15 protein-coding genes are annotated in these 19,237 nt (G+C 66.4%); 14 read left to right on the top strand and 1 reads right to left on the bottom strand.

Translation table 11 applies throughout. From position 1 onward, the window contains the following. Nucleotides 1-333 precede the first annotated feature (333 nt). From wecB to NCS58_RS24635, 5 genes are all read left to right on the top strand, one after another. On the top strand, nucleotides 334-1,536 hold the full coding sequence (gene wecB, locus NCS58_RS24655; RefSeq protein ID WP_250477739.1) for a non-hydrolyzing UDP-N-acetylglucosamine 2-epimerase: 1,203 nt from the start codon (nucleotides 334-336) through the stop codon (nucleotides 1,534-1,536). A gap of 203 nt (nucleotides 1,537-1,739) precedes the next feature. Further along, entirely contained in the window at nucleotides 1,740-3,962 is a 2,223-nt protein-coding gene (locus NCS58_RS24650) for a cellulose biosynthesis cyclic di-GMP-binding regulatory protein BcsB (protein WP_061119193.1), read from the top strand. Then, nucleotides 3,962-6,139: a glycosyl transferase family protein gene (locus NCS58_RS24645; RefSeq protein WP_061119192.1), complete on the top strand. Its 2,178-nt coding sequence runs from the start codon at nucleotides 3,962-3,964 to the stop codon at nucleotides 6,137-6,139. The genes NCS58_RS24650 and NCS58_RS24645 overlap by 1 nt, the downstream gene beginning before the upstream one ends. Beyond that, on the top strand, nucleotides 6,136-8,559 hold the full coding sequence (locus NCS58_RS24640) for an NfrA family protein (RefSeq protein ID WP_061119191.1): 2,424 nt from the start codon (nucleotides 6,136-6,138) through the stop codon (nucleotides 8,557-8,559). The genes NCS58_RS24645 and NCS58_RS24640 overlap by 4 nt, the downstream gene beginning before the upstream one ends. Further along, entirely contained in the window at nucleotides 8,559-9,407 is an 849-nt protein-coding gene (locus tag NCS58_RS24635) for a hypothetical protein (RefSeq protein ID WP_250477738.1), read from the top strand. The genes NCS58_RS24640 and NCS58_RS24635 overlap by 1 nt, the downstream gene beginning before the upstream one ends. Nucleotides 9,408-9,494: 87 nt before the next feature. Here NCS58_RS24635 and NCS58_RS24630 read toward each other — a convergent pair whose 3' ends face one another. Beyond that, entirely contained in the window at nucleotides 9,495-9,767 is a 273-nt protein-coding gene (locus tag NCS58_RS24630) for a hypothetical protein (protein WP_061119189.1), read from the bottom strand. A gap of 157 nt (nucleotides 9,768-9,924) precedes the next feature. Here NCS58_RS24630 and NCS58_RS24625 point away from each other — a divergent pair, with 157 nt between their 5' ends. The 9 genes from NCS58_RS24625 (at nucleotide 9,925) to NCS58_RS24585 (ending at nucleotide 19,190) form a co-directional block, all read left to right on the top strand. Beyond that, a complete protein-coding gene (locus NCS58_RS24625) occupies nucleotides 9,925-10,557 on the top strand; it encodes a TetR/AcrR family transcriptional regulator (RefSeq protein ID WP_061119188.1) in 633 nt (210 codons plus the stop codon). Between the two features lie 179 nt (nucleotides 10,558-10,736). After that, entirely contained in the window at nucleotides 10,737-12,077 is a 1,341-nt protein-coding gene (locus tag NCS58_RS24620) for a hypothetical protein (protein ID WP_061119187.1), read from the top strand. A gap of 94 nt (nucleotides 12,078-12,171) precedes the next feature. Continuing rightward, nucleotides 12,172-13,254: an alpha/beta fold hydrolase gene (locus tag NCS58_RS24615; protein WP_086961238.1), complete on the top strand. Its 1,083-nt coding sequence runs from the start codon at nucleotides 12,172-12,174 to the stop codon at nucleotides 13,252-13,254. A 234-nt stretch (nucleotides 13,255-13,488) separates the two neighbouring features. Beyond that, nucleotides 13,489-14,469, top strand: coding sequence for a hypothetical protein (locus NCS58_RS24610; protein ID WP_061119268.1), 981 nt, complete (start codon nucleotides 13,489-13,491; stop codon nucleotides 14,467-14,469). A 220-nt stretch (nucleotides 14,470-14,689) separates the two neighbouring features. Beyond that, nucleotides 14,690-15,448 carry a flagellar brake protein gene (locus NCS58_RS24605; protein ID WP_061119185.1) on the top strand — a complete coding sequence of 253 codons (759 nt, stop codon included), beginning with the start codon at nucleotides 14,690-14,692 and terminating at the stop codon, nucleotides 15,446-15,448. Nucleotides 15,449-15,512: 64 nt separating this feature from the next. Beyond that, nucleotides 15,513-15,854: a hypothetical protein gene (locus tag NCS58_RS24600; protein WP_061119184.1), complete on the top strand. Its 342-nt coding sequence runs from the start codon at nucleotides 15,513-15,515 to the stop codon at nucleotides 15,852-15,854. An 87-nt stretch (nucleotides 15,855-15,941) separates the two neighbouring features. Then, nucleotides 15,942-16,607, top strand: coding sequence for a MarC family protein (locus NCS58_RS24595; RefSeq protein WP_061119267.1), 666 nt, complete (start codon nucleotides 15,942-15,944; stop codon nucleotides 16,605-16,607). Nucleotides 16,608-16,702: 95 nt separating this feature from the next. Then, nucleotides 16,703-18,436, top strand: a complete 1,734-nt coding sequence (gene araD, locus NCS58_RS24590) for an L-arabinonate dehydratase (protein WP_250477736.1) — start codon at nucleotides 16,703-16,705, stop codon at nucleotides 18,434-18,436. 13 nt (nucleotides 18,437-18,449) lie between these two features. After that, the gene (locus NCS58_RS24585) at nucleotides 18,450-19,190 is read left to right on the top strand and encodes a ribonuclease activity regulator RraA (RefSeq protein WP_061119182.1); all 741 of its coding nucleotides are present in this window, start codon (nucleotides 18,450-18,452) and stop codon (nucleotides 19,188-19,190) included. Nucleotides 19,191-19,237: the final 47 nt, after the last annotated feature.

The raw sequence follows: 19,237 nt of genomic DNA, 5'->3' as shown, positions 1-19,237 counted from the left end.
GGAGCGCGTCCTTCAGCGCTCCTTCAAAAGGGCGATCGGCCCCGCAGCTCCCGAATGGTCGATCGCCTCCAAGCAAGCCGCTCACACGCATATCGCGTTTTCATCAGACGAAATCACGCGACGACGCAGTGTCGGATTTTCGCCTCGACGATCTCGCCCGAACGTTGGGAAAGCTAACTGGTTAGGTAAAAAACGCCGCTCGACTTTGGACAAAAACTCGCCAAACCGGCGCTTCGCGTTCTCGTTAGACTTTTTTACATTTTAGTTGGCTGGCGGTCCTAAACGTCTGAATACAATCGAAATTGTTAAAGATTGTGCAATCGTCGGGACCTAATGAACACGAAGCGAAAAACGATACTTTCCATATTTGGAACGCGGCCCGAGGCGATCAAGATGGCGCCGCTCGTCAAGGCGCTGGAAGCGGAAGCCGGTGTGCGGTCCGTGGTGTGCGTGACCGGCCAGCATCGCTCGATGCTCCGGCAAGTGCTGGATCTGTTCGACATCACGCCGCATCACGATCTCGCGGTCATGTCGGAGAACCAGAGCCTGAACGGGCTGATTTCGCGCCTCATCGCGTCGATCGACGACGTCATCACCAAGGAACAGCCGGATCGCGTGCTCGTGCACGGCGACACGACCACCGCGACGGCGGGCGCGCTCGCCGCGTTTCACCGGCAGGTGCCGGTCGCGCACGTCGAGGCGGGGCTGCGCACGGGCGACATGAGCAGTCCGTGGCCGGAAGAGATGAACCGGCGTTTCGTCGATGTCGTGAGCGACATGATGTTCGTCCCGACCTTGCGCTCGCACGCCAACCTCGCGAAGGAAACGGTGCATGGACGCGCATTCGTCACCGGCAACACGGTGATCGACGCGCTGCATTCCGTCACGAAGCGCATCGATTCGCAGGATGCGCTGCGCCGCAAGCTCGACGCACGCTTTCCGTTTCTCGATCCATCGAAGCATCTGATTCTCGTCACGGGCCACCGGCGCGAGAGTTTCGGCCGGGGCTTGCGCGATATCTGCGCGGCGCTGGTTCGTCTCGCGCGCCGTTCCGATGTGCAGATCGTCTATCCGGTTCATCTGAACCCGAACGTGCGCGCAACGGTGATCAGCGCGCTCGGCGGTGCGCCGAACGTGTTTCTCATCGAGCCTCAGGACTATCTCGGCTTCGTGCGGCTGCTGCAGCGCGCGACGCTCGTGCTGACCGATTCGGGCGGCGTGCAGGAAGAGGCGCCGGCGCTCGGCAAGCCGGTGCTCGTGATGCGTGACGTCACCGAGCGTCCCGAGGCCATCGATGCGGGCACCGCCGTGCTCGTCGGCACGGACAGCGACGCCATCGCCGCGACGGTCCATCTGCTGCTCGACGACACGAACGCCCGCGCGGCGTTCACCCGCAATGTCAATCCCTACGGCGATGGGCGAGCCTCGGCGCGCATCGTCGCGGCGCTCGCGGGCCGCCCCTTCGAGGAATTCAAACCCGTCATGCCGCGCGCCACGAAAAATGTGACGCGTGTCGTGGGCGAGGCGTTCGCGTAGTCCTTCGGCCGCGTACGTACAGCCTGTCGCGCCAAAGGCCGGGCCGCGACTCCGGGCACCGGCTCTTTCTTCAGCAACACGCGCCTGATCGTTCCGGCCAGGGAGTCCGGAATCAGGCTTCACGCAATCGAGGCGGATCGCGCGCGACGTGCGTGTGCCTTCGCGGCCATCCCGCCCCGTTGCGTCAACTTCGAGCACTCAACTTGGTCAACGACATCTTCAAGCGGCGCGCCCAGCGTGCCGTTCTGGCTTCAATCGCGCTGTTCCTGGGTCTGCAGCATGCGGCCTTCGCTGCCGCGACCGGCACCGGCATCGCGGGCGCGCTCGGGCGGCTCGGCCTCGATGTGCCGGAAACGCGCACCGTGACCTTGCGACAACTCGGCCTGCTCGAAAGCGTGACGCTCGGCGCACCCGATACGCGCCGCGAGTTCTTCCTGCCTGTGCCCGCCGGCGTGCCGATCACCGATGCGACGCTGCAATTCGACGGCGGCTATGTGCGCGGCGACGGCGGCCGCGTGACGATGCTCCTTTCTCTCGACGGCTCGCCGGTGCTCGCGCGTGCGTTCACGCAGGATGCGGGCGGCGTGTCGGTCAATCTCGGCGTCGATGGCGCGGCGCGTTCCGCCGGCTTCGTGCGCGTGGGGCTTGGGTTCGCGTCGGTGGTCAGCCAGGGCGAGTGCTCGGATCAGACCGCCATCGGCAACGTGCTGCGCGTCGATCCGACGACGCGTCTCACGTTCCGCTTCAGTCCCGCCGACGTGCAGGACCTGCGCACCGCATGGAGCGCGCTGCCTTACGCGCCGGTGCTCGCGGTGTCGGGCGGCAAGCTGTCCGCGAACGCATTCGACACCGCCTGGCGCACCGACGCGCTGCTGCAACGCGACGGCAAGCGGCCCGTGATGCAGGCGCTGCCGGCCGTGGGCGATACCGTGGATCTCACGGGCATCGACGTGCCGGCGCCGTTGCGCGGCGTGCCCGCGTTCGCCGCGCTGGCAGCGGGCGGCAAGCACGCGATCGCCGACGACGCGGAACTCGGCGCGCTCGTCGCGCTCGGCGCGCGCGCGGCGTTCGGCCCGGACGTGGTCGTCGCCGACGAGACGATGCGCAAGACCATCGACCGCGCGCTCGACGCGTTGCGCGCGCAAGTCACGAACACATCGGGCGATGCGCTCGCCGCTTTCGACGCATGGCGCAAGCAATCGGCGTCGCAACTGACTTCGCCGCTCGCGCCGGGCGAAGTGCGCGTCGCGCACGTGGGCGGCCGCGCGATGATCGTCGTCGGCGACACGCGCGGCATCGGCGCGCTTGCGCACGGCTGGCGTCCCATCGATGTATCGAACCGCGTGGTCGTGCATCGCATCGACGTGGCGCAGCAGACGCGCGGCGACACCATCGCGCTGTCCGACCTCGGCGGCGATCCGCGCAGTGTCGACGTGCAGACGGCCGCGTCGTGGGATGCGCGCTTCGACCTCGCCGCGGCTTCGGGCAACGGCCGCTTGCCGGAGCAGGTGGTGCTCGATCTCGCCGCTTCGCCGACGCTCTCCAACGGCGCGGCAACCGCCACCGTGTACTTCAACGACGTGATGATCGGCGCGAAGCTCATCAACGTCGATGGCGCGCGCGAGCGTCTCGTCGCGCCGATTCCGCGCTACGCCCTCGCGCGCACCAACGATCTGCGCGTGACCTTCCGCCGCCAGCCGGACGGCGGCTGTCAGGCGCGCCAGACGTATCCCGTCGCCGTGCTGCCGTCGAGCCATCTGCGGCTTGCGAAAGGTCCGCCCGACAACACGTTCGCGGGCATGGCGGCGCGTTATGCGTCGTCGGCGACGGTGTACGTGCCGCGCGCCTGGCTCGACGATGCAATGAACAGCGTCCCGCGCCTTGCCGTGCTGACCGGCGCGGCGGGCATCGCGCCGGTATCGGCGAAATTCGTGGTGAACGCGGCAGACGCGGCGGCGAATCCGGCCGGCCCGTTCCTCGCCGCCGACGTCAAGCTCGCCGACGAGAAGAATCCCGCCGCATATTCGGCCGAGCGTCTTTCGCTGACATCACCCGCGGGCGATACGCTGCTCGACATGTCGGGGCTCTCGCGCGTCGCGGTCGTGAGCGTTGCGAGTGCGGGCGGCGAGAGCGGCGTCGTGTATCGATCGGCGGGCGCGGCGCCCGTACTGACCGACAAGCTGCAGCTTTCGCGCGGCAATATCGCCGTGGTCGACGGCAGCGGCGTGCTCAAGCAGTTCGACACGGTCAACCCCGAAGAGATGACCGACGAACCCGCGTCGAGCGCCGACTGGGTCACGCGGCATTGGGCGCGCTGGGGCATTCCGGCCGTGCTCGTGGTGCTGTTGCTCGCGTTGATCGCGCTCGCGGGCCAGGCGCGCCGGAAGCATCGCGCGCGCGCCGGTGATGACGAGGATCGCGCGTGATGCCGGAGGCGCTCGGGTGGTACGGCGAGATTCTGCTCGCCGAGTACTACCAGGGACTCGAATACGTGGCCGCGACGGTCGCGGCGATCATTCTGCTTTCGAGCCTGGACGATCTGTTCATCGACGTCTGGTACTGGACGCGCAAGTTCTGGCGGCGCGTGACGGTCGAGCGCCGCTACGCGCCGCTCACCGTCGAGCAGCTTTATGCGCGCGACGAGCAGCCCATCGCGATCATGGTGCCCGCGTGGCAGGAACACGACGTCATCGCCGCGATGATCGAGGATCTCGTGCGCGTGCTCGACTATCGCGCATACACGGTGTTCGTCGGCACGTATCAGAACGACGCGGCGACGATCGCCGAAGTGGAGCGCATGCGGCATCGCTACAAGCATCTGCATCGCGTGGAAGTGCCGCACGACGGTCCGACATGCAAGGCCGACTGCCTCAACTGGCTCGTGCAGGCGATCCTGCATTACGAGTTCGAAGCCGGGATGGAGTTCGCGGGCATCGTGATGCACGACAGCGAAGACGTGCTGCATCCCGTCGAACTGAAGTTCTTCAACTATCTCCTGCCGCGCAAGGACATGATCCAGTTGCCGGTGGCGTCGCTCGAACGGCACTGGTTCGAGCTCGTCGCCGGCACGTACATGGACGAGTTCGCGGAATGGCACGCGAAGGATCTCGTCGTGCGTGAGAGTCTTGCGGGCGCGGTGCCGTCGGCGGGCGTGGGCACGTGCTTTTCGCGCCGCGCGATCCGCGCGCTCGTCGAAGAGACGCAGCACCAGCCGTTCAACACCGAAAGCCTCACCGAGGATTACGACATCGGCACGCGCATCACGCGGCTCGGCATGCAGTCGATCTTTCCGCTCTTTCCCGTCGAATTCACGACGCGCCGCAAGGGCTGGTTCGGTTTGGGCCGCGAGCGCGAAATCAGGCTGTCGATGCCGCTGTGCGTGCGCGAGTTTTTCCCCGACACGTTTCGCACCGCCTATCGGCAGCGCGCGCGCTGGACGCTCGGCATCGGCTTGCAGGGATGGGCGCTGACGGGCTGGAGCGGGTCGCTCGCGAATCGCTATCTGCTGATGCGCGACCGCAAGGGCGTGGTGACGGCGTTCGTCGGCATGCTCGCATACCTGCTCGCCGTGCAGTTCATGCTGTTCGCCACGGCTTCGTATCTCGGCCTCGCGGGCGACTTCTTTCCGTCGCCGTTCATCGATTCGCGGTGGCTGCAGGCGCTGCTCGCCGCGAACTCCGTCGCGCTCGTGCTGCGCGTCACGCAGCGCATCATCTTCACGACGCGGCTCTACGGCTGGGAGCACGGCGTGCTGTCGGTGCCGCGCATGGTCGTCAGCAACGTCATCAACTTCATGGCGGTGGCGCGCGCGTGGCGGCTTTTCATCGTGCATATGGTGACGGGGCGGCGGCTCGCATGGGACAAGACGATGCACGATTTCCCCAGCAACGAGGCCCTGCGCGACACGCGTCAGGATCTCGGGGAACTGCTCGTCTCGTGGCAGGCGATCGCACCCGAGCGGCTCGAAGAAGCGCGGCGGACGGATCATGCACGCGAAGCGCCGATCGGCCGCGTGCTCGTGACACGCGGCTGGCTCGACGAGGAAACGCTCGCGGAAGCGATCGCGTTCCAGGCCGACCTGCCGCGCGGACGCTTGGACGCGGCGCGGATGGACCCGACGCGCATCGCGACGCCCGAGACGCTCGTGCGGCTGCGCGTGCTGCCGCAGGGCATCGATGCGAACGGGCACGCCGTGTTCGTCTGCGCGAGCCTGCTCGACGATGCGTCGCTCGCCGAATTGCGCGCGACGTCCGGCGGCCCGGTCGCGCTGCAGATCGTGCGCGAAAGCGAGATCGCGGCGGGCCTGCGCATGCTGCGCGCGGTCGGCATGCCGGTCTTGACAGGCGATGGCGAAGACGATGCCTCGCCGGCGCTTGCCGACGCCACGGCCGCGCGCGGCGTGCCCTTGCTCGGCGACATCATGATCGAGATGGGGCTCGTCACGCGCAGCGCGTTCGAGGCCGCGTTGCGGGACTATCGGCCGGAGCGGCACGGACGCATCGGCGATTACATGGTGGCGGAGGCGATCATCACGTCCGATGCGCTCACCGCCGCAGTCGCGGAGCAGCGCCGCCGCTATCTCGCGCGGGCCGGCATTCGATGACGCCGCACGTTCGCGTTGCGTTGTGCGCCGCGCTCGCCTTGTGCGGCGCCGCGGCATCCCGTGCGGACGAGACCCTGCAGCTGCCTCTGAGCGGCGCGGCGTATCGCGTGGCGCGCGAAGCGTTCGCGGCCTACGGCGAGCATCGTTATGCCGATGCCATCGCAGGCGCGCGCGAGGCGATTCGCCAGCGGCCCGACGTCGCGGATCTGCGTCTGCTGCTTGCGAATGCGCTCGCGGCGCGCGGGCGTCTGAAGGACGCGAGCCGTGTGCTTGCCGAAGCCATCGCGCAGCTCGGTCCGGCGCCTTCGCTGACCGCGCGGCGCAGGCAGATCGACATCCTGATCGCGTCGGGCGGCGAGGGCGGCGTGCCGGACGACTTGCCGGCGCCGGCGTCGAAGGCAGCGCGCGCGGCGTATCGCGATTACGCGAAGAAGGATTACGCGTCGGCGGTGGCGGGAAGCCGCGAAGCCGTGCGTCTTGCGCCGCGGGCGGAGCGTCTGCGCTATCTGCTGATCGATTCCCTCGCCGCATCCGGCGACGATGCCGCCGCATACGATGCGGCCGTCGACGCATCGCAGCACTTCGGCGACAGCGACGCCTTGCGGGAGCGGCGGCGCTTCATCGGCGACCGGCTTGCGCCCGGGGCGTCGAAGTCCGCATATGTGGCGCGCGAGCGCGGCGACCTGGATGCGGCGCAAGATTTCGCGCGGAAGGCTGTCATGTATGCGCCGGCGCGGATGGATTTCCGCATGCAGCTCATCGAGATATTGTTCACGCGCGGCGATCTCGCGGGCGTGGAAGCCGCGGCGGGCGATGCCATCGCGATCGATGAAGACAATGCGCTCGCGTGGGCTTTGCGCGGATACGCACGCGCCGCGCGCGCAGAGCATGCCGACTTCGCGCGCGCGCTGACCCTGGCCGCATCCACCGATGCGGGCGACGCACGCGCATATCGCGATGCGCGCGTCGCGCGCACGATCGTCGCGGACGTGCGGCTCGCGCAAGGCAATCCGCAAGCGGCGCTCGATACACTGCCGTCCGTCGCCACGCAGCCCCCCGACGACACCGATGCCGCGATCACGTTACGCCGCCATCGCGCGCAAGCGATGTTGCGCATGGCGGCCACGCAGACCGTGCAAATCGATCCGCGCGCGCGCCCGACTTTCGAATGCCGCGAAGACCGGTTCGGCGCATCGTGCGATGTCTACGCGCACGATCCCGCACTCGCCGCGACACGCGAAGCGCGTCTTGCCGAACGTCGCGGCGATCGCGCAGCGGCCATCGGCTTCTGGCGCACGGCGATCGCCGAAGTGCCCGACGATCCGCAGCCGCGCATCGCGCTGATCGACGCGCTCGCGGCGACGGGCCGCACGCGTGAGGCCTCGGGCGAAGCGCGCGCGTTGATCGACGCGAATCTGCTCGATTCGATGACCGCCACGCAGGCCGCGTTCATCGCGCAGCGCGCGGGCGACAGCGCGCTCGCGCTGCACTACTTCGCGCGCGCGGAACGCGAGGGCGCGCTGCCCGCATCGGCCGAAGCCGACGCCGGCTACGCGGCGCTCAACCTGCGCCGCACCGACGAAGGCGTGAAGTTCCTGGAACGCGCGATCGACCATAGCGCGGGCGCGCCCGCCGGCGAGGCGCTCGCGCCTGAAGCACTGAACGACGCACGCGCGGCGCACGCCGAAGCGACGCGCAACTGGGGCTTCAGCGCGTCGGTGAACTATCGCGGCAACGGTGCGCAGCAAGGGTTCGCGTTCGCGCCCACGCCCGGCGTATCGAACAACTGGCAGGCGGGCGCGGAGGCGTACTGGCGGCCGTTCGGCAGCCTCGGTGACCGCATGTTCGAGGTGTACGCGCGCGGTTACGAGAACTTCGGCGTGAAGGGCGGCGGGCCGTCGGGGGTATCGACGTTGCAGGCGGCGATCGGCGCGCGCGTGAAGCCGTTCGCATCGGCGAATGCGATTCTCGCCATCGAAAAAATTCTGCCGATCGGCTCGGACGTGCGCGCCGACTGGCTCGCGCGCGCCGCGTATTCGAACGGCTTCGGCGACACGCGCAGGCTCGACGTCCCGAACTGGTGGACGGGCACGGTGTACGGCGAGGCGGGCCATTACATCCAGAACGATTCGACTTACGCGACCGCGAACGCGCGACTGGGCCGCACCTATCGCGTCGATGCGATCAGTCCGCGTTTGACGGTGTTTCCGCATGCGGTCGTCGGCATGGACTACGATTCGGCGGTCGATCACAGCGTGCCGGTGGGCGCCGGCGCGGGCGTGGCGGCGCGCTACTGGTTCCGCGGCGGTCCGTATGACGCGCCGCGTTCGTTCGTGGATGTCGCGGTGCAGTACCGCTTGCGCGTCGCCGGCGACGATCGCGCGCGAGGCGTGTTCTTCGGCGCGGTATTCTCGTACTGATGTCCTCTCTATTTTCCGCCCTCGTCATTGCGTGCTGCCTTGTGCTCGCGCCGGCTTCGGCTCAAGCCGATGCCTCGCGCGTGCGTCTCGTCGACGGCATCGTCTGGCAGCCCGACAACGCGCACGCCGATCCGCGCGGCGACTGGGACAAGCTCGGCGCGCATGAACTCATTGTGCAATGGACGGCGGTGGACGGCATCGCCTTCGTGCCCGGCGCCGGGATGCGCACGGCGGCACGGATGCCGGACTGGGAGCGCATCGGGCAGGAGCCCTGGGCGCGCGACGTGATCGTTGGACTCGCGGGCCGTTTCGACGAAGCGGCGGCGCGCGCGAATGCGGCGCAGTTGTTCGTCGAATCGATGCGGCTCGTGGAAGTTCATCCGCCCGTGCATGTGACGGGCTACTACTTTCCCGTCGAGATCGATCCGACCTGGCAGAACGCGGGTGCGCTGCGCGCGCTGCTCGATGGGTTGCCGCGTCCGTTGTGGATCAGCGTGTATGACCGCGCGAATGTCGGTGGCGCGGCGCTCGCGCAATGGCTCGATGAGTGGTTGCCGCGCGATGTAGGCGTGCTGTTGCAGGACGGCTGCGGCGTGTATGCGCGAGAGCCGCGCGTCGCGCGGGAGTATGCGGATCAGATTGCGGCGAAGCTCGGGCGGCATCGCGTGCGAATCATTGCGGAAGCGTTCCGGCCGCAAGTGGGCGGCGGGTTTCGTTCCGCGACAGTGGACGAACTGAGGCCGCAGATCGATGCGTATCGCGGATATAAGACCTATCTTTTCGATGGGCCGCATTATGTGTCCGCGGACATCGTGCAAGGCCTGCTCGATGCGTATCGACGGCATTAGCGACGCGCCGCAACGCCAGTTCCGCAAAGCGCTCCGGCGCGCTGCCTCGTCGGCCGGCCGTGGCTGCCGGCCGCCTGCGTATGACGCTTACTTGACCGATGCCGTGTCGATGGCACGCGCCGAATCGGCAGGCAACACCGACGTCAGCACATTCGACGGCACATGCTGCGCTTCGTCCTTCGACACCGCGCCGACGAACTTCCATCCTGACGGCATCTTGACGAAGGTGAAGCCGGTCGGCTGATCGACGAACACCGAATACGGCGCGGGCGACGCCGGCGTTGCCGTGGCTTGCGCAAACGACATCAGCGGGCTCATCAGCAGCAACGCGGCGGCCAGTGCGGACAAAGTCGATTTCATGACGACACTCCTAAGAAGGTTCCGAGATTTATGTAACGGTCGACACATATATTTGAACATCGTCGCGTGACGGCGTCCAGTTATTTTGTTACGATCGACACATAATTCAGAATTTCAATGCGCGCAGCAATCGATGGGACGCGCAAAGGAGCGAGACATGCCGTCGGAAGTTCGGGAAACGCAGCACAAGGCGCGCGGACGGCCCCGCACGTTCGACCGCGAGGCGGCCTTGCGAAGGGCGATGGAAGTGTTCTGGGCCAAGGGCTTCGACACGTGCTCGATGGCCGATCTCGTCGACGCAATGGGCATCAATTCGCCGAGCCTCTACGCCGCGTTCGGCAGCAAGGAAGATTTGTATCGCGAGGCGGTCGAGCTCTACACGGACGCGGAAGGCGGCGCCGCGCTCAGGCAGTTGCAGGCGCACGAGTCCGTGCGCGACGGCCTGCGCGCGATGTTTCGCACGAGCGTCGAGCTTTTCACCGGCGCGCCGAATCCGCGTGGCTGCATGATCTTTCTGGGCGCGATGTCCGTCGGCGCCGAGCATGCGCAGTTGCGCAGCGAGATGCAGAAGCGCAGACGCAAGGTGGCGTCGATCGTCGCGGCGCGGCTCGCGCGAGGCGTCGAGAACGGCGAGCTCAATGCACGCACCGATGTTCCCGCGCTCGCCGCGTTGTGCATGACGCTGTTCGCGGGCTTGTCGATTCAGGCGCAGGACGGCGTGCGCAAGGCGGCGCTCCTTGCGGCGATCGATCAGTTCATCGCGACGCTGCCGCTGCGCGCAAAACGCTGAACGCGCGATCCGTATTCGTCCGTCGAGCGTCGGTAATGCAACGACGCTGCCCACGTCGTTGCGCGAAACGATCGCAGCCGATGCCCAAGCGGATGAAACAAACTGTCCTTGCGCTTGCTCACGCGCCGACCCCGGGACCAGAATCGCCCGGATAGGAACGCAAATCACGGAGCATCGCCATGACAACGCACGTCATCAGTTTTTTCGCGGACGGTAACGCTCACGCGTCGTTCGAGAATGCGCGCCGCTACTGCGCGCGTCAGGGATACAGACACGAATACGTCGATGCGAGCGCGATCGGCTGGCCGCATCTGCGGATGTTGCTGAAATATCAGGTGCTGCTGCGAGCGCTGCGCACGAGCGCCGAGGGCGACCTCGTGCTGCTGCTGACGCAGGACTGCCTGCTGTTGCGCGACATACCCTGCGAGACTTTCATGCAAGGCGGGAGCCGCGACTGGATCATCTCGTACCGCGACAGCCACGACGTCGATGTGATGGCGGCGTTCCAGCTCTGGCGCAATACGCCCGCCGCGCGCGAGTGCGTCGAGCGCCTTTGCGAGCGTGCGAAGTTCGGCGGCCACGCGCTTGTGAGCGAATCCGAGTTGCTGCGCGCGCTCGATCCGCTGTCGTTCAACGTGGCGATCAATGGCTATGTGCCCGTTGCGCTTGCCGCGCTGGACGTGTCTCCGGTCTGGTCCGAATGGCCCGCATTCGCGCTCGCGCTCGCGGATATACGCGAAGCGCCGAGAAATCAGCCGGTTTTCGCTGGCCTGCGCGATCTGCTCGCGGAGCACGTCAACGATTATCAGGCGCGCGGACTGCCGTATCTCGCCTTGCCGGCACCGGAAACCGGCGAAGCGCGCTACGAGGCAGTGAACGGCGACGCGCGTGTCGCGCTCGCGATGCTCTACACGCCGAATATCCGCGAGTACGGCGCGATCGCCGAGCGCAATCTGCGCCGCTATTGCGAGCGGCACGGCTATGCGCTCCATCTCTATCGCGACGTGCCGCCGGACGCCGGCCCGGACGCGAGCGGCAACTGGATCAAGCCGTGGGTGCTGCTGCGCCATCTGCCCGGACACGAATGGGTCTTCTGGATCGATGCCGACGTGCTCGTCGTCGATCAGGGCAGGCCGCTCGAATCGCTCATGAAGGACCGCGACCGCGTGATCGCGACGGACGTGAGCTGGCGGTTCAACTCGGGCATCATGGGCTTTCGGAACACGCGGCAAAACATCGAGGTGCTGAGCGAAATCGAGCAGACCATCGGCGGGATCGCGGATAAATCGTCCACATACGCGAGCGGCGGCGATCAGGACGTGTTCATCAAGGTGCTGCAACGGCACGGCCTCGCCGAATATCGCGATCTTCTCGATTGCACGACGATCAACACGCCGTACCAGCTTCAGGGCAGCGACAGCTTCATGGTGCATTACATGCATATGTGGCCGTCGATGCGCGCGCTCGCGATGCATCACGGCGACCTGACAAGCCAGATGCGCGGCGCGCGCCGTCCTTGACTTTCCAAAGCATTACGGGCGAGCATGAGCGAACGCGCGGGGCCGCCGCGCGGGCATCGACTTTGTACGTAGTCCCTACATACACATCACTCCGATGGTGCCGCGCCCGTCCATGCCACGGCAGCAGATCCGCCTTTGCCCGGCGAGCGACGGCGTGCGCATCGCATACGCGACTTGCGGCTCAGGGCCGCCGCTCATCAAGGCGGCGAACTGGCTGAGTCATCTGGAGCTGGACTTCACGAGTCCGGTCTGGAGCCATCTGGTGCTCGAACTGTGCGGCCGCCACACGCTGATTCGCTACGATCAGCGCGGCTGCGGTCTCTCCGACCGCGATGTCCCCGACATTTCCTTCGACGCCTGGCTGCGCGATCTCGAAACCGTCGTCGATGCGAGTGGCCTCGAACGCTTTCCGCTGCTCGGGATATCGCAGGGCGCGTCGATCGCCATCGCGTATGCGGTCGCGCATCCGGAGCGCGTCACGCATCTCGTGCTGCACGGCGGCTACGCGCGCGGCCGGCTCAAGCGCACCTGCGATCCGGCGCTGCGCGAGGAAGCCGAAATGCTCGTGAAACTCGCCGAACTCGGCTGGGGAAAACAGAATCCCGCGTTCCGGCAATTCTTCACGACGCAATTCATTCCCGGCGGCACGCCCGAGCAGCATCACTGGTTCAACGAGCTCGAACGGCTGACCACGACGCCGCACAATGCCGCGCGCATCATGCGCGTGTTCAACGAGATCGACGTGGTCGATCTGCTGCCGCGCGTGCAATGCCCGACGCTCGTGCTGCACGCCACCGGCGACGCGCGCGTGCCCTTCGACGAAAGCCGGCTGCTCGCCGGTCAGATTCCCGGCGCGCGCTTCGTGCCGCTCGAAAGCGAGAACCATCTCACGCTCGAATCCGACGCCGCCTGGCAGCGCTGGCGCGAGGAAGTGCGGGCGTTCCTGCCGTCTGCGCAAGTGGCCGATCCCGCGTTCTCCGCACTGACGCCACGCGAGCGGGATATCGTCGAATTGATCGCGGGCGGGCGCGACAACGCGCAGATCGCCGCGCGCCTCGCGCTCAGTGAGAAGACGGTGCGCAATCACATCACCAGCATCTTCGCGAAGCTCGAAGTCGAGAATCGCGCGCAGGCAATCGTGCTTGCCCGCCGCGCGGGCTTCGACGCGCCTGCCTGAGCCTTCGGGACACACGTCCCCCTTCCCTGGCGCCAAAACGTCGCGTCCCGGTTCGCGACCGGGACTTGCGCCTCATGTGCGAAAGCGCGGCACTCCCGAGAATGATCAGCAGAACGGTGACGCGACGCATGACTCATGCATGAACCCTACGCCGACCTGTTCGACGCGGCGCGCCGCCTGTCCGGCGCCCCTTTCAACGCAGTCATCGACGCAGAGTCATCCCGGAGTTTTTACATGAAAGCCGTTCAGCACGAGTCCAGCAAGACCAGTACGCAACAACGCTATGCGAAGTGCATCGAAGTGTCCCGCCGCATTCGCTGGGATATCGATCGCGACGTATTGCGCGGCCGTCATTTCGATCCCGCGCACAAGTTCATGCCCGACGGGCTCACCGAAGTCAACCGCCTGCCGTTTCTGGATACGCGCGAACGCCGGCTCATGTCGCAGATTCAGGGCCGCACGTACGCCAACATGTTCGGCATGATCGAGCGTTTCGTCGGCGCGAAGATGCTGGAAGTCGGCCGCGATCACGCGCTCGGCGATCAGACCGCGCTCGAAGCGATCGTTCGTTTCACCGATGAAGAGCTGAAGCATCAGGAACTGTTCCGCCGCGTCGAGGCGCTCGCGGCCGAAGCGCTTCCGCCCGGCTATCGCTTCGTTGCGCAGGCCGACGAAGTCGCCGCGTTCGTGCTCGGCAAGTCCACATGGTCGATTCTCGCGCTGACGTGCTGCGTCGAAATCGTCACGCAGGTGCATTACCGGCAGAGCATGGAGAGCGACGCGAGCCTCTCGCCGCTCTTCAAGGACATCTTCCTGTTTCACTGGAAGGAGGAGTCGCAGCACGCGATCATCGACGAACTGGAATGGGTGCGCGAGGACGCGCGCATCGACGACGACGCACGCGATGCCGCGATCGGCGATCTGATCGAACTCGTCGCGGCGATCGACGGCATGATGCAGGCGCAAGCCGCCGCCGACGCGCACTACTTCGTCACGCTACTCGACCGCGCGCTGTCCGACGACGAAGAGGCGCGCGTGCATGCGGGGCTGGTCGACGCGTATCGCTGGCAGTACATCATCTCCGGCGTCGACGAGCCGCGCTTCGGCGAGATTCTGACGAGTCTGGTCAGCGAGGCTCAGGGCGAGCGCCTCGGCGCCGCACTCACGCCGATGAGACGCCGCGCGCTCACAAGCGAGTCCGACGCGCTCGCGTGACGCATTCAGCGTGAAGCACGAGGCCGGGTGACAGCGCCCGGCCTTTTTGCACTTTCGAAGGCAAAACGTAAGGCAAGCGCGTTTGCTGCTCTGCAAAACGCTGAATTACCGTGAAAACCTAGTCGTTACTGACGGACTGGAGCACTTTCTTTTCGGGCAACATGGTCAGATCAGGTAGTCGTCGCTCACTGTCCCAAACTGATAACTAGATTGGACCATCATGCTCGCCGAACCGTTACCGCAGGCATCCGACATCGAAAAACTCGCAGAGGACCACGAGCGCTTCGCGCGACATACGCCATCCGAAATATCCATTGTTCTGCGCAATCTCGTGCAGCGTCGCGACATGCTGACGGTCACGAGCGGGAAAGGGCAGATCGTCACGCAATTGCTGGAAGTCGATGTGCGCGGTGCGCGTATCGTGTTCGACTGGGGCGGCGTGGAATCGGACAACCGCGCGCTGCTCGAAGCGCGGCAGTTGTATTTCAAGGGTGCGCCGGACGGCGTGCGCGTCGAATTCACGACGCACGCCGCCCATGCCGTGACCTGCGAGGGACGGCAGGCGTTCGAAGTCTCCTTTCCCGAGAAGCTCTATCAGTTCCAGCGCCGCGAATACTTCCGCGTGCCGACGCCGATTCTCGATCCGTTCTACGCGAAGGGCGCGTTCGGCGACGGCGAATCGTTCCGCTACGAAGTGCACGATCTGTCGCTCGGCGGCATCGCGCTGCGCATGGACACGCCGCGTCTCGCGCAAACGGAGACCGGCACGCTGTTCAACGATGTCGTGCTGCATCTCGGCCCCGGCGCGGCATTGCCCGTCGATCTCGAACTCGTGTCGCCGCGCACCGTGACCACGCCGCGCGGCGATGTGCGCTATGTCGTCGGATTCCGTTTCGTGCAGCTTTCGGGCGCGGCGGAGAACGTGCTGCAGCGTCTCATCACGCGCATGGAGGCGAAGCGCCGCAGCCTGTCGGCGTGAACGGCACGCGGATGCGAGGCGCCGTGGAGTAGAATGCGTGCCTCTTTCCACTGCATGACGACGCATGTTGCGCAAGGCCTGGCGCGGAGAAGAACGTTGCTGGAAAGTCTGGTGGCTGTTGGGCGTGCCGATTCACCTCGCATGGTGGTTCGTCTATCTCGACCTCTGGACGAGCGGCGTCGCTCCCGAAACATTCCTGCTGATCACCGTCTGGTTCTGGCCCGGCATGCTGGGCGTATTCGCCCTCTGCTCGGCGTTGTATCTGCTGTGGTGCACGCTCGCGTGGCGCTGCGCGGGCAATGTCGATCGCCGCATGTGGACGGTCATCGCGCGCGTGCTGATCGGCGTCGGGCTCGGGTCGTTTCTCACCGAATGCGCGTTGATTCTTTCGGCGCCGTTCGCCTGAACCGTCGATTGCCGCGCACGCGATTCGACTTACCGTGCACAATGTCCGGGCTTGCAGCAAGCCAACGACGAACGGACAACGACGCGCATGCTCAACGAATTCGCCAAGACGGTCCTCGTGATCGTCGCCGGTTTGTTCCCGATCATCAATCCGCCGGCGACGGCGCTCGTCGTGCTGAGCATGCTGCCGCATATCGGCGACGACGATCGCGCCGAGCTTGCGCGGCGCATCTGCATCAACAGTTTCGCGATTCTGCTCGCGTCGCTTTCGATCGGCGCCTACGTGCTGTCGTTCTTCGGCATTTCGATTCCTGTGTTGCGCGTGGCGGGCGGTCTGGTCGTCGCGATGGCGGGCTGGAGCCTGCTGCAGGCGCCCGATGACGACGACGCCTCCGAGGCCGCGCCGAGGCCCCGCAGCGGCGCATCGCTGCGCGCGAAGGCCTTTTATCCGCTGACGCTGCCGATCACCGTCGGGCCGGGCGCGATCGCGGTTGCCATCGCACTCGGCACCGGCTCGCCGCGCCACGGCCTGCAGCCGGTGCATCTCGCGGGTGTCGGCGTCGGGCTGGTGGTCCTGTGCGCGAGCATCTATGTGTGCGTGCGCTTCGCCGGGCATCTCGAACGCCTGCTCGGCACTGCCGGCACGCAGGTCGCGATGCGCCTCTTCGCGTTCGTCATCTTCTGCATCGGCGTCGAGATTCTTTGGCTCGGACTGTCCGAGCTGATCGCGTCGGTTCATCTCACTATCAAGTAGCGCAATTCCCGGACAAACCCCGAGCGACGCTCGCGGATGACAGCGTTACCATTTTTGGTCGTCGCATGGTAGCGCTACCATCAAGGAGACGCCGCTTGACTCTGAATCGCAAGAAGCCGGAAGACCTGCGCAGTCACCGCTGGTACGGCGCGAACGACCTGCGCTCGTTCGGCCACCGCTCGCGCACGGCGCAGATGGGCTATCACGCGTCCGATTACATGGGCAAGCCGGTTATCGCCGTGCTCAACACGTGGAGCGAAATCAATTCGTGCCACACGCACTTCAGGCAGCGCGTCGAGGAAGTGAAGCGCGGCATCTGGCAGGCGGGCGGCTTTCCCGTCGAAATGCCGGTGATGACGCTCGCCGAGCCGTTCCAGAAGCCGACGACCATGCTCTACCGCAATTTTCTCGCGATGGAAGCCGAGGAAGTGTTGCGCTCGTATCCGTTCGACGGCTGCGTGCTGATGGGCGGCTGCGACAAGACCACGCCCGGCCTTCTGATGGGCGCGATCAGCATGAACCTTCCCGCGATCTTTCTGCCCGCCGGCCCGATGCTGCGCGGCGACTGGCACGGCCGCACGCTCGGCAGCGGCTCCGATACGTGGAAGTACTGGGCGGAACTGCGCGCGGGCACGATCACCGAGGACGAGTGGAAGGGCGTGGAAAGCGGCATAGCGCGCTCGCCGGGCCATTGCATGACGATGGGCACGGCATCGACCATGACGAGCGCCGCCGAAGCGCTCGGGATGACGCTGCCCGGTTTCGCGTCGATTCCCGCGGTGGATTCGCGGCACGCGCAGCACGCGTCGCTGACGGGGCAGCGCATCGTCGACATGGTGTGGACGGACCTCAAGCCGTCCGACATTCTCACGCCGGCCTCCTTCGACAACGCCGTGACGACCGTGCTCGCGCTGTCCGGCTCGACCAACGCGATCGTGCATCTCGTGGCGGTCGCGCGGCGCGCGGGCGTGCCGCTCACGACCGCGCGCTTCGACGAACTCGCGCGCGTGACGCCGGTGCTCGGCAACATCCGCCCGGCGGGCAAATATCTGATGGAAGATTTTTTCTACGCCGGCGGCCTGCGCGCGCTGCTCGCCGAACTCGGCGATCTGATCGACGGCTCGCAACTGACCGTCAATGGCGCGACGCTCGGCGAGAACATCGCGGGGGCCGCGATTTTCAACGACGACGTGATTCGCCGCCGCACCCATCCATTGGTCCAGAACGACGGCCTCGCGGTGCTGACCGGCAATCTCGCGCCGGACGGCGCCGTGATCAAGCCGGCGGCGATGGAGGCGCGCCTGCTCAGGCATCGCGGGCCGGCGGTCGTGTTCAGGGATTACGCCGACATGGCCGCGCGCATCGACGACGAAGCGCTCGACATCACCGCCGATTCGGTGATCGTGCTTCAGCACGCCGGGCCGGTCGGCGCGCCGGGCATGCCGGAGTGGGGCCAGTTGCCGATCCCGCAGAAGCTTCTGAAAGCGGGCGTGCGCGACATGGTCCGCATATCCGATGCGCGCATGAGCGGCACGAGCTACGGCGCATGCGTGCTGCATGTGGCGCCGGAGTCGTTCGTCGGCGGGCCGCTCGCGTTCGTGAAGGACGGCGACATCGTCGAGCTGGACTTGCCCGCGCGCCGCCTGCATCTCGGTGTCACCGATGACGAGCTCGCCGCGCGCAAGGCCGCGTGGACACCGCCGAAGCGCCCGTTCGAGCGCGGCTTCGGCGTGATGCATCAATTGCATGTGACGCAGGCGGACAAGGGCTGCGACTTCGATTTCCTCGAAGAGAAAGCCGCGACCGGCGGCGACCCCGACATACATTGAGACGCGCAACCTCATGACGACACCCGATATCGCCATTTCCGACGAAACCATCGAGCTGCTGCGCCACGTCAGCACCGCGACGCTCACGACGCAACTCTTCAAGCGCGGCCTGCGCAACGTGTTCCTGCAAGGCGTCGCGCCGCTCGTGAAGCCTGCGAAAGGCACGCCGAACATGGTCGGGCCGGCGTTCACGCTGCGCAATATTCCGGCGCGCGAGGATATCGATCACGTCGGCGTGTTCCAGGACCCGGATCACCCGCAGCGCAAGGCCGTCGAAAGCGCGCCGCCGGGCAGCGTCCTCGTGCAGGATTGCCGCGGCGAGCGCAGCGTCGCGTCGACGGGCTCGATCCTCACGACGCGTCTCAAGGTTCGCGGCGTCGCGGGCATGGTGTCGGACGGCTGCGTGCGCGACTCGGGCACGATCGGCGATATCGGCCTGCCGCTCTTTTGCGCGGGCGCGAGCGCGCCGCTCAATCTCGCGAAGCATCACGCGGTCGACATGAACGTGCCGATTGCATGCGGCGGCGTGGCGGTGTATCCGGGCGATATCGTCGTCGGCGATGTGGATGGCGTCGTGGTCGTGCCGCGCTACATGGCCGAGGACGTCGCGAAGGACGCGACCGGGCAGGAAATCATGGAGGAATTCCTGTCCTCGCGCGTGGAAGGCGGCGCGATGCTGCGCGGCACGTATCCGCCGAATGAGGAAACGCTCGCCGCCTACGAGGAATGGCGCAAGCGGCGCACGGTCGGCTGACTGTACGGGCCTTGCGTTTCCATCGAAGCCCGCTCAAGCCGACACCA

This window comes from Caballeronia sp. INML3B (assembly GCF_023631305.1).
GTDB classification, from domain to species: domain Bacteria; phylum Pseudomonadota; class Gammaproteobacteria; order Burkholderiales; family Burkholderiaceae; genus Caballeronia; species Caballeronia turbans.
The sequence above is the reverse complement of the archived record's forward strand: the minus strand, read 5'-3'. Positions and strand labels throughout refer to the sequence as shown.

Bases quoted from the DNA above. Each gene is read 5' to 3' on its own strand.
- NCS58_RS24620 (WP_061119187.1), top strand. From the start codon at position 10,737: ATGACAACGCACGTCATCAGTTTTTTCGCGGACGGTAACGCTCACGCG.
- NCS58_RS24630 (WP_061119189.1), bottom strand. From the start codon at position 9,767: ATGAAATCGACTTTGTCCGCACTGGCCGCCGCGTTGCTGCTGATGAGC.
- NCS58_RS24605 (WP_061119185.1), top strand. From the start codon at position 14,690: ATGCTCGCCGAACCGTTACCGCAGGCATCCGACATCGAAAAACTCGCA.
- NCS58_RS24610 (WP_061119268.1), top strand. From the start codon at position 13,489: ATGAAAGCCGTTCAGCACGAGTCCAGCAAGACCAGTACGCAACAACGC.
- NCS58_RS24635 (WP_250477738.1), top strand. From the start codon at position 8,559: ATGTCCTCTCTATTTTCCGCCCTCGTCATTGCGTGCTGCCTTGTGCTC.
- NCS58_RS24595 (WP_061119267.1), top strand. From the start codon at position 15,942: ATGCTCAACGAATTCGCCAAGACGGTCCTCGTGATCGTCGCCGGTTTG.
- NCS58_RS24625 (WP_061119188.1), top strand. From the start codon at position 9,925: ATGCCGTCGGAAGTTCGGGAAACGCAGCACAAGGCGCGCGGACGGCCC.
- NCS58_RS24600 (WP_061119184.1), top strand. From the start codon at position 15,513: ATGTTGCGCAAGGCCTGGCGCGGAGAAGAACGTTGCTGGAAAGTCTGG.
- NCS58_RS24615 (WP_086961238.1), top strand. From the start codon at position 12,172: ATGGTGCCGCGCCCGTCCATGCCACGGCAGCAGATCCGCCTTTGCCCG.
- NCS58_RS24640 (WP_061119191.1), top strand. From the start codon at position 6,136: ATGACGCCGCACGTTCGCGTTGCGTTGTGCGCCGCGCTCGCCTTGTGC.
- NCS58_RS24585 (WP_061119182.1), top strand. From the start codon at position 18,450: ATGACGACACCCGATATCGCCATTTCCGACGAAACCATCGAGCTGCTG.
- wecB (WP_250477739.1), top strand. From the start codon at position 334: ATGAACACGAAGCGAAAAACGATACTTTCCATATTTGGAACGCGGCCC.
- NCS58_RS24645 (WP_061119192.1), top strand. From the start codon at position 3,962: ATGCCGGAGGCGCTCGGGTGGTACGGCGAGATTCTGCTCGCCGAGTAC.